The 15,067-nt window shown below is 32.7% G+C and carries 15 protein-coding genes; 6 read left to right on the top strand and 9 right to left on the bottom strand.

Features of this window, described 5'->3' with window-relative positions:
* The first annotated feature begins 877 nt into the window (after nt 1-877).
* The 4 genes from ACYQ5R_RS11010 (at nt 878) to cmk (ending at nt 4,681) form a co-directional block, all read left to right on the top strand.
* Nucleotides 878-1,066, top strand: a complete 189-nt coding sequence (locus ACYQ5R_RS11010) for a hypothetical protein (RefSeq protein ID WP_460190994.1) — start codon at nt 878-880, stop codon at nt 1,064-1,066.
* Between the two features lie 48 nt (nt 1,067-1,114).
* Nucleotides 1,115-2,521: an exonuclease domain-containing protein gene (locus ACYQ5R_RS11005; RefSeq protein ID WP_460190993.1), complete on the top strand. Its 1,407-nt coding sequence runs from the start codon at nt 1,115-1,117 to the stop codon at nt 2,519-2,521.
* A gap of 422 nt (nt 2,522-2,943) precedes the next feature.
* A complete protein-coding gene (porQ, locus tag ACYQ5R_RS11000; protein WP_460190992.1) occupies nt 2,944-3,963 on the top strand; it encodes a type IX secretion system protein PorQ in 1,020 nt (339 codons plus the stop codon).
* Nucleotides 3,964-3,982: 19 nt separating this feature from the next.
* A complete protein-coding gene (cmk, locus tag ACYQ5R_RS10995; RefSeq protein WP_460190991.1) occupies nt 3,983-4,681 on the top strand; it encodes a (d)CMP kinase in 699 nt (232 codons plus the stop codon).
* On the opposite strand, the gene ACYQ5R_RS10990 is transcribed toward cmk, so the two are convergent.
* Nucleotides 4,678-5,268 carry a 7-carboxy-7-deazaguanine synthase QueE gene (locus tag ACYQ5R_RS10990; RefSeq protein ID WP_460191004.1) on the bottom strand — a complete coding sequence of 197 codons (591 nt, stop codon included), beginning with the start codon at nt 5,266-5,268 and terminating at the stop codon, nt 4,678-4,680. The two genes, cmk and ACYQ5R_RS10990, sit on opposite strands and share 4 nt — an antisense overlap.
* 175 nt (nt 5,269-5,443) lie before the next feature.
* Between ACYQ5R_RS10990 and ACYQ5R_RS10985 the strand changes: the two genes are divergently transcribed.
* Both ACYQ5R_RS10985 and ACYQ5R_RS10980 read left to right on the top strand, forming a co-directional pair.
* Nucleotides 5,444-6,016 carry a hypothetical protein gene (locus tag ACYQ5R_RS10985; RefSeq protein ID WP_460190990.1) on the top strand — a complete coding sequence of 191 codons (573 nt, stop codon included), beginning with the start codon at nt 5,444-5,446 and terminating at the stop codon, nt 6,014-6,016.
* 11 nt (nt 6,017-6,027) lie between these two features.
* Entirely contained in the window at nt 6,028-6,393 is a 366-nt protein-coding gene (locus tag ACYQ5R_RS10980) for a cupin domain-containing protein (RefSeq protein ID WP_460190989.1), read from the top strand.
* Between the two features lie 64 nt (nt 6,394-6,457).
* On the opposite strand, the gene folD is transcribed toward ACYQ5R_RS10980, so the two are convergent.
* From folD to ACYQ5R_RS10940, 8 genes are all read right to left on the bottom strand, one after another.
* Complete coding sequence (gene folD, locus ACYQ5R_RS10975) at nt 6,458-7,333, bottom strand: bifunctional methylenetetrahydrofolate dehydrogenase/methenyltetrahydrofolate cyclohydrolase FolD (RefSeq protein WP_460190988.1); 876 nt, start codon at nt 7,331-7,333, stop codon at nt 6,458-6,460.
* Nucleotides 7,334-7,369: 36 nt separating this feature from the next.
* Nucleotides 7,370-8,701, bottom strand: a complete 1,332-nt coding sequence (ffh, locus tag ACYQ5R_RS10970) for a signal recognition particle protein (protein ID WP_460190987.1) — start codon at nt 8,699-8,701, stop codon at nt 7,370-7,372.
* A gap of 105 nt (nt 8,702-8,806) precedes the next feature.
* The gene (locus ACYQ5R_RS10965) at nt 8,807-10,300 is read right to left on the bottom strand and encodes a YfcC family protein (protein WP_460190986.1); all 1,494 of its coding nucleotides are present in this window, start codon (nt 10,298-10,300) and stop codon (nt 8,807-8,809) included.
* Between the two features lie 7 nt (nt 10,301-10,307).
* A complete protein-coding gene (locus tag ACYQ5R_RS10960; RefSeq protein WP_460190985.1) occupies nt 10,308-11,348 on the bottom strand; it encodes an endonuclease/exonuclease/phosphatase family protein in 1,041 nt (346 codons plus the stop codon).
* 32 nt (nt 11,349-11,380) lie between these two features.
* The gene (locus tag ACYQ5R_RS10955) at nt 11,381-12,208 is read right to left on the bottom strand and encodes a rhomboid family intramembrane serine protease (protein WP_460190984.1); all 828 of its coding nucleotides are present in this window, start codon (nt 12,206-12,208) and stop codon (nt 11,381-11,383) included.
* Complete coding sequence (locus ACYQ5R_RS10950; RefSeq protein WP_460191003.1) at nt 12,208-12,936, bottom strand: rhomboid family intramembrane serine protease; 729 nt, start codon at nt 12,934-12,936, stop codon at nt 12,208-12,210. The genes ACYQ5R_RS10955 and ACYQ5R_RS10950 overlap by 1 nt, the downstream gene beginning before the upstream one ends.
* Nucleotides 12,936-14,777: a DNA mismatch repair endonuclease MutL gene (mutL, locus tag ACYQ5R_RS10945; protein WP_460190983.1), complete on the bottom strand. Its 1,842-nt coding sequence runs from the start codon at nt 14,775-14,777 to the stop codon at nt 12,936-12,938. The genes ACYQ5R_RS10950 and mutL overlap by 1 nt, the downstream gene beginning before the upstream one ends.
* Nucleotides 14,777-15,061: a hypothetical protein gene (locus tag ACYQ5R_RS10940; protein ID WP_460190982.1), complete on the bottom strand. Its 285-nt coding sequence runs from the start codon at nt 15,059-15,061 to the stop codon at nt 14,777-14,779. The genes mutL and ACYQ5R_RS10940 overlap by 1 nt, the downstream gene beginning before the upstream one ends.
* Nucleotides 15,062-15,067: the final 6 nt, after the last annotated feature.

The following is a 15,067-nucleotide window of genomic DNA, read 5'->3' as shown; positions in this document are numbered from 1 at the left end:
GTTAAGTCTACCAGCGCAGATGGTACTGCCACTAGGTGGGAGAGTATGTCATCGCCTTTCTTTTTTAAAACCTTCAACAAATACGTTGAAGGTTTTTTTTATAGCTAAGAGTAAGTAATGAATTTTCATAAAAAATTTGTAGGGTTGTGCTATTATTGTTTAAGTATTCTCTCATTATACAATGTTCAATACATTTAGTCTTAAAGCATACATGTTATGCAATTCTCAACTAATTAATGCAACTTATGCAATCTTTACTTACATCACTTTAAAGAATCTTTTATTATTTAAAATTTGCTATTTCTGGAAAGGAAATTGAATTTACTTCTGGAAGTATTCGAAGGGCTATAGTATTTTTAGGATTAAATTGAAAGATTTAGTTTTAAGTTGGGCCGTTATGTTTAATTCGATAAAAGTATCTCTTGGAGGTATTGGTCAGTTTTTAATTGGAACATCTAGCTGGGTCTTTCTAATGCTATTAATGAGTGAATTTAGTAGTGAAATTTTAGTTGGTTTTATCATAGCTATTCGCGTGATGATGTTTGTATTTATACGGCTTGAGAATTGAGTAATGTGGCCCCACATTGGTAGGTCAAAATTTAGGCGTAGACAAGCCAAATCGCGCCGAAAATTCTGTTTGTTAGACTGGTAAATACAATGCCTGGTTTATTGGATTGGTTTCAATTATTTATTTTGTATTTACTCCTGAAATAATAAGTTTTTTAATGATGCACCAGAGGTTGTTTTAAATGGAGCTTTATGTTTAGGAGTAATAGCCTTAGATATATATTACGGTTATAGTATGGTCGTTATACAATCAATTAATGGAGTTTGTGACACCAATACACCTACTTATATTAATTTTATCGTCTTTTGTATGCTACAGTTACCATTTATCTATTTAGTTGGAATTACATTAGATTATCGACCATTGGGAGTATATAGTGCTATTACTTTAGCTGAAATTGTTATTGCAATTGTTAGTTTAATATGGTTTAGTAAGGGCAATTGGAAGTCTGTAAAAGTGCTAGGAACTTGTGCTTCTGCTGATTGTTTTATGGTGTAAAAGTTTTGACTTTGTTGTATTTTTATAGTCTCTAAAAATAAATTTAGATTGAATTTTGCAATAGTAGACATAGAAACCAATGGTAAAAATAAGATAACGGAGATTTCTATATTTATTTATGATGGAGAAAAGGTGATAGATGAATTCACTTCTTTAGTTAACCCTGAATCCTATATTCCTCCATTTATAACAAATCTTACAGGTATTAGTGCTCAAATGGTTGAAGATGCACCGAAGTTTTATGAGATTGCAAAAAAAGTAGAGCAAATAACAAAAGAAGCCGTTTTTGTAGCCCATGCAGTTAATTTTGATTACAATATTATTCGAGGAGAATTTAAGGATCTTGGATTTGATTTTAATCGTAAAAAACTCTGTACCGTAAGATTATCTAGAAAAATTTTACCAGGTCATTCATCATATAGTTTGGGGAATATATGTGGAGATTTAGGAATCTCCATTGCAGCTCGTCATAGAGCTCGGGGAGATGCTGAAGCAACTGTTGAATTGTTTGGGGAATTGTTAAAGAATGATCATCAGAATATTATTTCTTCTTTTTTAAATAAGAGATCTAGAGAAGCAACCTTACCACCACTCTTAAGAAAGGAGAATATTGATAACTTGCCTAAAACCACTGGAGTTTATTACTTTATTAATGAACAAAAGGAAATCATTTATGTGGGAAAGGCTATTGATATTAAGCAGCGTGTAATTAGTCATTTTTATGATAAGGCCCGCAAAGAAATTACAATGTCTTTAGAAGTTGTAGAAGTTAAATTTACAGAAACAGGTAGTGAATTATTAGCATTGTTGCTAGAATCATCTGAGATTAAAAAACATTTCCCAAAGTTTAATAGAAAACAGCGTAGAGCTAGAGAAAGTATCGGTTTATTTTCGTATCAGGATAGAAATGGAATTATTCATTTAGCGTTTAACTCTTTAAAAGTTGTTAAGGATCCATTAGTTAAGTTTTACAATAATTCTTCTGCTCGTAATTATATGGAACAATTATGTGAAAATTTTGAATTGTGTCCTAAGTATTGTCATTTACAATCAAATGTAGGAAGCTGTTTTCATTTCCAACTTAAACAGTGTAAAGGAATTTGTAGAAATCAGGAAGCTATAGAAGATTATAATAATCGCGTTTTAGATGCTATCTCTTCTATGCAATACAAAAGGGAAAGTTTTGTCATAATTGATAAGGGAAGAAATTCTAAAGAAGTGTCGTTTGTTTTGATAGAGAATAATATTTATAAAGGATTCGGTTATAAATCAAAACATAAAAAATTCACATATAAAGACTATCTCAAAAATCTAACTCCTTCAAATGATAATAGTGATATTAAAAGAATATTGAATTCATATTTAAAAAAAGATGATATTCAAATTTTACCTTTAACAGTAAATGAACAATTTACAGTATCTACAGACTTATTCAGTTTTAATTTTGACGATTGATTTATTTACTTTCATACTACAGGATTAAAGCAAACAAAAAGAATATGGTAGTTAAACTATGTGTAAATTTCTGAATTGAAACTAGATTTTCGACAGTATTCAATAGTAAATTGAGAATAATAAAGAACTAGTCAAGTTTTATTTACAGCTTCTTTTTGATAGAAGCTAAAAGTTCTTTACTCATGAGCAGTAAAATAAATATAGATATTCATCGTAAGTTGAAATATTTTAAATTTATTAATAATTCTAAAGATTTCAGTTTTCCAATTGTAAAAATATAATTATTCACTTTCATTTTTTTAGTTTTGAAATATCGAGATGAATACTTTATTTTTTCTTTTAATTTAAATCATAAATTCACTTAAAATACGTTAGTTTAAATGTATTTTAGTTAGAAATATATTTTATGTTTGTGGTTGTTTATGAAAAAACTGTTACCCCTTTTAGGTTTATTTACAATTACTAGTTTTTCGCAGGTAGGAGGTGAGAATGTTTATAATTTTTTAAACGTGCCAACATCGGCTAGACAAGCAGCATTGGGAGGTAAAATTCTCACCTTAGTAGATGATGTAAATCAGCCGTTTTGGAATCCAGCGTGTATTAACCTTGACTTAGATAATCAAGCGGGATTAAATTATCTAAACTACTTAACAGATATCAACTTTGCATCGTTGTCTTTTGCACATATGGTTAATCGAAATTTTGGTACTTTACATGGTGGTGTAACTTATGCCAATTATGGAGAGTTTATTGAGGCAGATGAAGATGGTAATGAATTGGGAACTTTTAAGGCTCATGATATAGCTATTTCTATTGGTTATGCATATCAATTGCCATATTCAGACTTTAAAATTGGAGCAAATGTTAAAGTAATTAATTCAGTTATTCATACCTATTCTTCTTTTGGTGTTGCTGCAGACCTTGGAATTATTTATGAAAATGAGTTCAAACCTTATGTTTTTACGGTGGTTGCTAGAAACTTAGGATATCAAATTACAACCTTTGACGGCACTCAAGAAAAAGTGCCCATTGAGGTTGCATTTGGAGCTTCTTATAGAGTAGAAAATGTGCCCATTAGATTACATCTGACAATAGACAATTTGCAAAAATGGAATGTTGCTAAGCCTAATCCTTCAAACAGTATTGCTGATATTGATGGTAATACTGTAGAGGAAGAAATTTCTTTTTTTGATAATATGATGCGTCACATGGTAATTGGTGCGGAGCTGTTTCCAGAAAGTGGTTTTAATTTAAGATTAGGATATAGCTTTAGAAGAGCGAAAGAGCTAAGTTTACAAGAGGTTAGAACATTTGCTGGATTTACAGCAGGATTTGGTTTAAAGATGGGACGATTAAAATTAAATTATGCCTATACTAAATATCATCCAGCCGAAAATACCAGTACTTTTAGTTTATTGATTAATTTTGGTGATCGTAGATAAGCATTAAAAAACTATTAGCATGAAAAAAATTACAATTGCTATTGATGGATATTCATCTACAGGAAAAAGTACTTTAGCTAAACAGTTGGCTAAGCAGTTAGGTTATGTTTATGTGGATACTGGAGCTATGTACAGGGCCGTTACTTTATACGCTATGCAAAATGGATATATAAATCCTTCAAAATTTGATAAAGACGGTTTAAAGGTTGCTCTAGCGAATATTAAAATACATTTTGAATTTAATGATAGACTAGGATTTGCTGAAGTGTTTTTGAATGGCAAAAACGAAGAAAAGAAAATTAGAACCCTAGAAGTTTCTCAATTGGTAAGTCAAGTTTCTACCTTATCAGAAGTACGCGCTAAATTAGTAGAACAACAGCAAGAGATGGGAAGAGATGGAGGTATTGTGATGGATGGTAGAGATATTGGAACCGTTGTTTTTCCTAATGCTGATATTAAATTATTTATGACAGCAACTGCCGATAAAAGAGCAAAACGAAGATATAAAGAGTTATTAGATAGAGGTGAAGAAGAAGTTACTTTTGAAAGAGTATTGAAAAATGTGCAATCTAGAGATTATATTGATTCTACACGAGACGATTCACCCTTAACTAGGGCAGCAGACGCTATAGAAATCGACAATTCAGATATGGGATTGAACGAACAATTTGAGCGTGTTTATAGCTTAGTTAAAATGAGGATTGAAGTTATGAACTAAGGTATATTTAAGTACTTATGTGTTTGTAATGATATTTTCCATTTAGGTTTGTTCATTACATAATCAATAATTAATGGAATCATCTTATCTCGATTACTCCATTCTGGTTGTAAATATAATTCACAGTCTACACCAACTTTAGCAGCTTCTTCTTCTGCAAACTTAAAATCACTTTTATTGTACACAATCATTTTAAGTTCTTGTGCCTTGGGATAAATTTCTTCTAAAGGCAACTTTACTTTTTTAGGAGATAAACATACCCAATCCCAATCACCCGTTAATTTATAAGCTCCAGAAGTTTCGATATGTACTTGCAGTCCATTTTCTTTTAAAGCCTCTGTTAAAGGACCCATATTCCAAGTTAGTGGTTCGCCTCCTGTAACAACTACTGTTTTGGCCCATTTTTTAGCATTAGAAACAATGCTTTCAATTTGTGTGGGAGGGTGTGTTTCTGCATTCCAACTCTCCTTTACATCACACCAATGACATCCCACATCACAGCCACCAATTCTAACAAAATAAGCAGCTTTACCAGTGTGATTTCCTTCACCTTGTATGGTGTAAAACTCCTCCATTAAAGGTAACATTGTACCTTCTTTTACTTGTATTGCAGTTTGTGTATCCACAGTTTAAAAATATCTGCAAATGTACTCATTGATTGGTTTACAAAAAAGTTTTGAATATTTTAAAATTCGTATAAAATAATAGTATGTTTGTAACGTTCAAGATATAGTATTTATACGACCAAAAATTAGCACTACCATGAAACTCCCTAGAATTATCACCCTTTTAGTTGTAAGTGTATTACTGTATAATTGTTCTTCTGGCGACGACTTTTTAGTCGCAAAGAATAAAGTAGGAAAAATTACCAATAAGAATACTGTTTTAGATATTGCATCTATATTTGCTAATGATTCTATTGTAACTCATATGAGTGAAGGTAATTTAGGGAATGAGGAGAGCGAATTGATTCAGGATAATGATGAATTTTTAATTTACTCTAAAGAAGGAAAGCATTTATTAACTATTGTGCCAAGAAACCCTCAAGATAGTACTTCAGCAATTAAGTATATAGAAGTTTTTGATCCTTTATTTAAAACAGATGAAGAAATATCTTTAATGTCTCCATTTAAGGATGTTAATTTACATTATATGATAGATAAAGTTGAGACTTCACTATCATCAGCTACTTTATATATTGATGAGTTAAATGCAACTTTAGCGATTGATAAAAGAGAACTTGGAATGGGTTCAATGGGGATGGAGCCTATTAGTGTTGAGCAAATACCCGATTTAGCTAAAATAAAATCTATGACTATTTGGTTTGAAGAATAATGTCTGATTCTTTGAACAAATATCAAATTCAAACTTCTCCTTTTATTGTTCCAACAACAGATGGGAAACTAATAGAGGAACATTTCGGAAATGCTTCAATTGATGGAGGCGATTTAAGTGTGGCTCATATGGTGGCACCACCGGGTTGGTCCGAACCATTTCAAACTCCAGAATTTGATGAAATAACCTACATTATAAAGGGTAAAAAGCAATTTAATATTGCTGGAGAGATTGTTGTTTTAGAAGCGGGGCAGTCTATTAGAATTCTAAAAAATGTACGCATTCAATACAGTAATCCTTTTGATGAAGCGTGTGAATATATAGCTATTTGTTTTCCTGCTTTTAGTATAGATAAAGTAAATAGAGAAGCAGAGTAGAGTAGTCCAAAACAAAAAAAACATGCTATTTCTTGCAAGTTTTTAATTTATAATAAAACCTTTTTTACTGTTTACGTTCGCAAGCGAATAAAGTATTCTTCATAAGCATTGCAATTGTCATAGGGCCCACACCTCCAGGAACTGGAGTAATAAAACTACATTTAGGACTTACACTCGAAAACTCAACATCACCAGCCAATCTATAACCACGTTTTTTTGTAGCATCTGGCACTCGAGTAATTCCAACATCTACCACAGTAGCACCTTCTTTAACCATATCACCCGTTAAAAATTCTGGTATACCTAAAGCTGCCACAATAATATCTGCTTGCTTGGTAATTTCGGCTAAGTTTTGTGTTCTACTGTGAGCCACAGTAACGGTAGCATTACCAGCGGCTCTTTTTTGACTCATAAGAATACTCATAGGTCTTCCAACAATATGACTTCTACCAATTACAACTACATTCTTACCAGAGGTTTCAACATTGTAGCGTTCTAATAATTCTAAAATTCCGAATGGAGTAGCAGGTAGGTAAGCAGGTAAATCAAGAGTCATTCTTCCTACATTTGTTGGGTGAAATCCATCAACATCTTTATCTGGATTAATAACCATCAACACTTTTTGCTCATCGATATGTTTTGGTAATGGTAGTTGTACTATAAAACCATCAATGTCATCATTGCTATTTAGTTTTTCTATTTCCGCCAACAATATTTCCTCTGATGTTTCCTCAGGTAATTCGACTAAAGTTGAATTAAAACCAACACGTTCACAAGCTTTTACTTTTCCGTTTACATAAGTCATACTTGCACCATCGTTACCAACAAGAATTGCTGCCAAGTGCGGTGTTTTTTTACCTTGCTCTTTTAATTCTTGAACAGATGCTGCAATTTCTACTTTAAGTTCTTCAGAAGTTTTTTTACCGTCTAATAATACCATTGTGTTGATTTAATTTCGAGCTATAATTATTGAAAATTATCTTTTCATTCCTTGCATCATTTGCATCATCTTACGACCACCACCTCCTTGCATCATCTTCATCATTTTACTCATTTGGTTGAATTGTTTTAATAACTGATTCACCTCTTGAATACTTGTACCTGATCCTTTAGCGATACGTTTTTTTCTACTTGCATTAATAGTTGCAGGGGTACTTCTTTCTTCTGGAGTCATAGAATGAATAATGGCTTCAATACCTTTAAAGGCATCATCATCAATATCTACATCTTTCATCATTTTACCAGCACCTGGTATCATACCTACCAGGTCCTTCATGTTACCCATTTTCTTGATTTGCTGAATCTGTTTTAAGAAATCATCAAATCCAAACTGATTTTTTGCAATTTTCTTTTGAAGCTTTCGTGCTTCCTCTTCGTCGTATTGTTCTTGTGCACGTTCTACTAAAGATACAACGTCTCCCATACCCAAAATACGATCTGCCATACGACTTGGGTGGAACACATCAATAGCTTCCATCTTCTCACCAGTACCAATAAACTTAATTGGTTTATCAACTACTGATTTAATAGATAATGCAGCACCACCTCGAGTATCACCATCTAACTTGGTTAATACAACACCATCAAAATTCAAGACATCGTTAAATGCTTTAGCAGTATTTACGGCATCTTGACCTGTCATAGAATCTACTACAAACAATGTTTCTTGTGGACTTACCGCTTTGTGGATGTTTGAAATTTCAGTCATCATCTCTTCATCAACAGCTAAACGACCAGCGGTATCTATAATCACTACATTTTTACCGTTCGCTTTGGCATGTTTAATGGCGTTTTGAGAAATTTCAACTGGGTTTTGGTTACCTTCTTCGGCATATACTTCTACACCTATTTGCTCACCAACCACGCGCAACTGGTTTATTGCGGCAGGACGATAAACATCACAACCAACTAAAAGTACTTGTTTTGTTTTCTTTGTTTTAAGGTAATTGGCCAATTTACCAGAAAAAGTAGTTTTACCAGAACCTTGTAAACCAGACATTAAAATTACCGTTGGGCTTCCTCCTAAGTTAATACCTACAGTGTCACCACCCATTAATTCAGTTAATTCGTCTTTAACGATTTTAACCATTAATTGACTTGGATTTAACGTAGTAAGGACATTTTGACCAATGGCTTTTTCTTTAACACGTTTCGTAAAATCTTTGGCTATTTTAAAGTTAACATCGGCATCTAATAGCGCACGTCTAACTTCTTTTAAAGTCTCTGCAACATTTACCTCTGTTATACTACCATGACCTTTTAATACGTGTAAGGCTTTATCTAGTTTATCACTTAAATTATTAAACATACAAGTCTTGTTTTTTTGCAGCCACAAAGATAAGAAATCTCTGAAGTAAGTAGGTAGATGTTAACATGAAAAATTAATGGACATTTTGTATTAATTGTAAGGTGATTAAATCATCACCATCACTGTCAAGAACACAATACAGAAAATAGTTAATATTAAAAGTAAGCGCCATACAAACTTTAGCCATTTATCGTAACCTACTTTAACGATTGCCAGCGATGCTAGAATTAAACCAGTTGGATTGATTACTTTAAAGAGTCCCATGCCAAATAGATATGCATTTACCACTATTTCTCTGCCAACACCAATGCCATCAGCCAGAGGAGCCATAATAGGCATAGTTAGCACTGCCATTCCGGAAGATGAAGGAATAAAGAACGATAGTCCGCTATAAACACCCATTAACGAACTAGCAAAAACTCCTGAATTCATCCCTTTAGTAAGTGTGCTTGCATAATAGAGTAGGGTATCACTAATAAGGCCAGCATCCATTAAAACAGTAACTCCTCGAGCAATACCAATAATAAATGCAACACCTAATAAATCTGCAGCTCCACTCATAAAAGTATCTATAAATAAGGCTTCTTTCATTTTAGAAATAATACCAATTAGAACAGCAGCAACTAAGAATATGGCAGTCATTTCGTAAAACCACCAATGCAATTTAGAAACGCCAATTACCATAACTACAAATGCAAGACTGAAAACAACTAAAACCAATTTTAGTTTTGTTGTTAGTTTTTGAGCATTGTTTTTTATTGTTGGAAACAGTGCTGCTATTTCATTATGTTGAGAATAGATAATGGATTTGGTGGGATCTTTTTGAATTTTCTTAGCGTAATGTAAAATGTACCAAATGCTTATAATCATTCCTGTAATCAACATGAGAGCTCTTCCTGTAAAACCTGTCGTCCAGTTTATTCCTGCTGCATTAGAAGCAATTATTACACTAAATGGATTTACTGTAGATGCCAAAGTTCCAATGCTAGAACCCAAATAAATACAAGCTACAGCAACAAGTGCATCATAACGAGCCGCTAAAAATATGGGTATTAAAATCGGATAAAAGGCAATGGTTTCTTCTTCTAAACCAAAGGTAGTTCCGCCTATAGCAACTAGCACAGTAACTAGCATAATTAATATATATTCCCTCCCCTTAAGCGCTTGTGCTAAACTAGCAATACCAGCTTCAAAAGCACCTGTTGCATTCACAATACCAATCAATCCGCCAATAATTAGTACTAGTAAGATAATATCTATAGTACCTTCAATCCCCTTTAATGGTGCCATTAAAAAATCTACAAAACCTTGAGGGTTTTCTTCAATTTGTTTGTAAGTATTTGGAATATTTATAGGTTTGTAAATAGCTCCTCTAGTAAAGTTTTCTAAAGGAATTAGAATATCTAATGCGTCGAGTTCTTCTTGACTAGCATTTATTGTTTTAACACCTTCTACAGATTGTATTTCAAAACTTTGATTATCTGAATTATAGCTTAAAGTATCGTATTTACCCGCTGGCACCAACCAAGTTAATCCAGCAACAAACAACGCTATTAGCATTAAGATTGAATGGGCTGTTGGGAATTTTATCTTTTTCATTGTAAAGTTAGTTTGTATTAGTTGTATTTAACCTCGCCATAATAGGGAAATGGTCTGAATACTCAAACTGATAATACGTTTTAAAGTTGTTTACTTTGTAAGAAGGATCTACTAATATAAAATCTATTCTTGCAGGCAGGATAAAATCATATGTGCGACCAAAGCCACCACCAGCTTCTTTAAAAGCATCGATTTTATCACCTTTTAACTGTTTATAGGTCCATGAAAAAGCAGTGTTATTAAAATCTCCCATCATTAAAATTTTATAGGGACAGTTTGCTTGATGTTCTTTTAATTGAGTGACTTGATCCGCTTGTTTTTCAAAGGTCTTTTTAAAACGTTGAAATAATTTGTCTGAGTTGTCTTGTCCTAAATTATCTTTTTCTAAATCAATATGCTGCGATTCTAAATGTACATTGTAAACTCTTACCGTATCTTTTTCTCTAACAATATCAGTATATATAGCGTTATTGGCACTTCCTCTAAAATTTAAAGAACCCTTTTTGATAATCTTGTGTTTGGAGTATATAGCCATGCCAAAATAGCCAACTTGTTTCTGAGGGTTGCTTTGTACGTATCTATATTTATATTCAGAAAATCGAATGTTGTAGCCAGTTAAGTATTCTTGAAAACAAATAATATCTGGATCTTTTTCGTGTATAAAATCTTTTGCCTTTTGAAGTGTTTCCTTTTTACTATCAGTTTTCCATTTATACATGTCAAATAAGCGTACATTAAAGCTCATTACTTTTAAATCATCATTTAAGAAGACTTTGTTTTCGCTGATTCTAAAAAGACTATTGATTGAATTAAAACCTATAGCTAGAACAATTAGTGACAATATAAATTGTTTTTTAAACCCTAATAACCAATATAGCATAAACAATATGTTCAATACAATTACTACAGGAACTGCTAGACTAAATACCGAAACAGATGGATATGATTTAGGCGAAATATAGGGGAGTGCATAGCACACCAATAATAAAAAAGCTATCAATGAATTAAACAAGTAAACCAATTTGTTTAGCCACGATAGTTTTTTCATAAAAAATTAGTTTTTAGGAGGATTATTATGTGTTATTTTCCAGATTGAAATAAAAAGTCTTTTTCTTCTTTAGACAAACTCTCATAACCTGATTTGCTTATTTTGTCTAAAATAGCGTCTATTCTTTGTTGCTTCAATTTTGATTCTTTGTGGGTAGGTTTACGCTTTATACTCGGATTTTTATACACCGTTTTCATTCGCTTATTTTTACTTGAAGATGGTTTGAATAAATTGGCGAAAGAATTTATGATTACTTCTATCCATTTACCAATATCTCTACCCTGTTGTAATTGCTTGGTATAAAGAAATCCAATGAGTGCACCACCTAAATGAGCAATATTACCTCCAAAATTTTCACCTTCTAAATTTGCGATACTAACAAGCACATAGATAGCGGCAAGTGCCCATAATTTTATTCCACCTATTAGTGCAAGTCTAACTTCGTATTGAGGTACTTTAGTTGCTAGCCCAACAATAATTGCCATTAATCCTGCAGATGCTCCTACTAAAAATCCAGAAGGATTAATTAATAAAAAGGCAATCCCTCCTGCTAGAATACCATATATGTAAAAACTGATGAATTGCTTTTTACTAAAAAAGTCTAAAAATAAGTTGCCTAAAAAGTATAGGAAGATCATGTTAAACATGATATGTGGAAAATTACCATGTAAAAAACCATAGGTGATAACAGACCAAGGTTTGCTAATCACATTGTTAAATACACTTGGCAATGCAAACCACTCATACATAAAACTTTTAGCAAAAAGTGTTACGATAAAAATTAAAACATTGGCATATATAATCTTTTCAGCAATTGTAGCTGTTTTAAAAGAAGTTTTTATATCGTTTTGAAATGCCACTAATTCCAGCGTTTAAATTGATTTTGTTTCCAATACCAAGCAATAATAAACCCAATAAGGGCACCACCAATGTGTGCAAAATGAGCAATATTTCCTACTGAGTAACTTGTTAAGCCAAAGAACAAATCACCCAATAATATCAAAGGAATAAAGTACTTTGCTGAAATTGGAACAGGAAAAAATATGAGTGCCAATTTCGCATTTGGAAACATCATTCCAAAGGCTACTAATACGCCATATACTGCACCTGAAGCACCAACAGCAGGTGTATGAAAAGTACTGTAGAATTCGTACATTTTTTCTTGAGGTAGCGTTATAATATTTTCATTGTACACTCCAGTTTCAAGTATTTGACGAATTTCATCTGGAGATACACCAAAAGCCAATATTTGCTCATACAGTGAATTAAACTGAAAATAGTTTACTGCAGTATAAATCAATCCTGCACCAATACCTGCTGAGAAGTAAAAGAATAAAAACTTATTGCGACCCCACATTTGTTCTAACGGTGTGCCAAAAGCCCAAAGTCCGTACATATTAAAAACAATATGCATAAGGCTACCATGCACAAACATGTGTGTTACAAACTGCCAATAACCAAAAGAGTCATTTTTTGGAAAATAAAGGGCAAGCGAATCACTAATTCCAAGCTTAAATCCAAATACGGCTATAAACACTATTACATTAATAATGATAAGGTGTTTAACGGCTTCTGTCATTCTATTCATCATAGACCAAATCTTTTATCTATTTCTTCTAAATCTACTTTTATAAAAGTAGGCTTACCAAAAGGAGAATAATTAGGTTCTTTGCACAAGAAAAGTTTTGCTACAATATCTTCTTGCTCTTCGCTAGTTAATCTTACGCCCGTTTTAATAGCTAAACTTTTCGCAAAACTTTTTGCCATAACATCTAACTGGCTAAAACTACCTTTAGGTAATTCTTGTTGAACATCGTTCAGTAATTGCTCTAGCACAATAGTTACTTGACTCTCTGTAATAGCAGTTGGTATTCCTTTCACTACTAGAGTTTCTTCTTGAAGGTTGTCGAATAAAAACCCTGAACTTTCTATATCTGATTGCATTTCTTTTAAAAGAATAATTTCGTCTTTTGAGAAGTGCAAAGACAACGGAAACAACAATTGTTGACTCGATGCCTCCTCAACAGTCATCTGCTCTAAATACTGCTCATACAAGATACGTTGATGCGCATTGTGTTGATGTAAATATAATACTCCAGAGGAAACACTGCTTACAATGTACTTATGGTGTATTTGATATGTTTTAGAACGTTCACCTTCATTAAAAAGTTGTACATCTACAATTTCTGACTCAACTTCTATTTGGTTTAAATCTTCGGAATGCTGAATTGTATCCGTATTTGTGTCTGAATAAAGTACTTCCCAAGAGGCTTCTTTTTCTCGCTTATATGGATATTTAATTCCTTTTTGACTTTCTGCCTTAAAAGGGTTAAAACTTGGATCTACTTTAATTGCCGGTTCTTTATTTATTACCTTGTCTTTATAGTTATAAGGAATATCGAGATTAGAATCTCTATTAAAGTCGAGTAGGGGCGCTACATTATATTGTCCCAAACTATGTTTAATAGTAGCCCTCAAAATGGCATACAATATTTTTTCGTTATCAAATTTCACTTCAGTTTTTGTTGGGTGAATATTGATATCAATACTTTTTGAAGGTACATTTAAATAAAGGAAATATGAAGGATGATATCCTTGAGAAAGTAATCCGTCGAACGCGCTTACTACAGCATGGTGCAAATAACTATTCTTAATAAATCTGTTATTCACAAAGAAAAATTGTTCACCTCTTTTCTTTTTTGAGAATTCGGGTTTCGCAATAAATCCAGTTAGCTGTACTACATCAGTTTCCTCTTTTACAGGCACCAATTTTTCGTTGGTTTTTTTACCTAAAATAGCAACAATGCGCTGACGTAAGTTAGCTTTTGGTAGTTGATAAACTTCATTATCGTTATGATGCATGCTAAATGCAATATCATGATGTACCAATGCTACTCGTTGAAATTCATCTATAATATGACGTGTTTCAATAGGATTTGATTTTAAAAAGTTTCTACGGGCAGGAATATTGTAAAACAAATTCTTAACAGCAATAGAAGTGCCGGTTGAGGTACTAATAAAATCTTGAGAAATTACCTCGCTACCTTCTATTTTAATGTGTGTACCTAATTCTTCATCGGCTAGTTTAGATTTGAGCTCCACATGTGCAATTGCAGCAATAGAAGCCAAAGCCTCACCTCTAAATCCTTTTGTTTCTAATTGAAACAAATCTTCAGCTGATTTGATTTTAGAAGTTGCATGACGCTCAAAACTCAATCTAGCATCGGTAGGACTCATACCACTACCATTATCAATTACCTGAACCAACGCCTTACCAGCATCTTTAATTATTAACTTTATATTGGATGCACCTGCATCAATAGCATTTTCTAGTAATTCTTTAACTGCAGAAGCAGGACGCTGAACGACCTCTCCAGCAGCAATTTGATTTGCTACGTGATCAGGTAATAGTTGAATGATGTCTGCCATTAAAACAGTGAATGTAGGTCTAAAATATAAGTTGCAATACCCACTAAAATGGTAATAATGATAGCTAAACGAAGTGTTGTACGGCGGTCTGCTGCAGGTTTTTTAGCTTTTGACCATTCATTCCGCAAGTTGCTTTTGCTAAAGGTAATACGAGTGCTATCGGTATCATTACCCTCACTGTATTTTTTCTTTAGATTTTCAATGCGTTCTTTACGCTCGTCGTAATAACGAGGCTTATAATCAAACACATAGTGCTTACGCGATTTAAATGCACTAAAAAACATAACTAT

This window comes from Urechidicola sp. KH5, assembly GCF_054661455.1.
The sequence above is the reverse complement of the archived record's forward strand: the minus strand, read 5'-3'. Positions and strand labels throughout refer to the sequence as shown.

Coding starts and splice junctions, on each gene's coding strand:
- ACYQ5R_RS11010 (WP_460190994.1), top strand. CDS start 878: ATGCTACAGTTACCATTTATCTATTTAGTTGGAATTACATTAGATTAT.
- mutL (WP_460190983.1), bottom strand. CDS start 14,777: ATGGCAGACATCATTCAACTATTACCTGATCACGTAGCAAATCAAATT.
- cmk (WP_460190991.1), top strand. CDS start 3,983: ATGAAAAAAATTACAATTGCTATTGATGGATATTCATCTACAGGAAAA.
- ACYQ5R_RS10940 (WP_460190982.1), bottom strand. CDS start 15,061: ATGTTTTTTAGTGCATTTAAATCGCGTAAGCACTATGTGTTTGATTAT.
- folD (WP_460190988.1), bottom strand. CDS start 7,333: ATGGTATTATTAGACGGTAAAAAAACTTCTGAAGAACTTAAAGTAGAA.
- ACYQ5R_RS10965 (WP_460190986.1), bottom strand. CDS start 10,300: ATGAAAAAGATAAAATTCCCAACAGCCCATTCAATCTTAATGCTAATA.
- ACYQ5R_RS10990 (WP_460191004.1), bottom strand. CDS start 5,268: ATGTTACCTTTAATGGAGGAGTTTTACACCATACAAGGTGAAGGAAAT.
- ACYQ5R_RS10985 (WP_460190990.1), top strand. CDS start 5,444: ATGAAACTCCCTAGAATTATCACCCTTTTAGTTGTAAGTGTATTACTG.
- ffh (WP_460190987.1), bottom strand. CDS start 8,701: ATGTTTAATAATTTAAGTGATAAACTAGATAAAGCCTTACACGTATTA.
- porQ (WP_460190992.1), top strand. CDS start 2,944: ATGAAAAAACTGTTACCCCTTTTAGGTTTATTTACAATTACTAGTTTT.
- ACYQ5R_RS10960 (WP_460190985.1), bottom strand. CDS start 11,348: ATGAAAAAACTATCGTGGCTAAACAAATTGGTTTACTTGTTTAATTCA.
- ACYQ5R_RS10950 (WP_460191003.1), bottom strand. CDS start 12,936: ATGAATAGAATGACAGAAGCCGTTAAACACCTTATCATTATTAATGTA.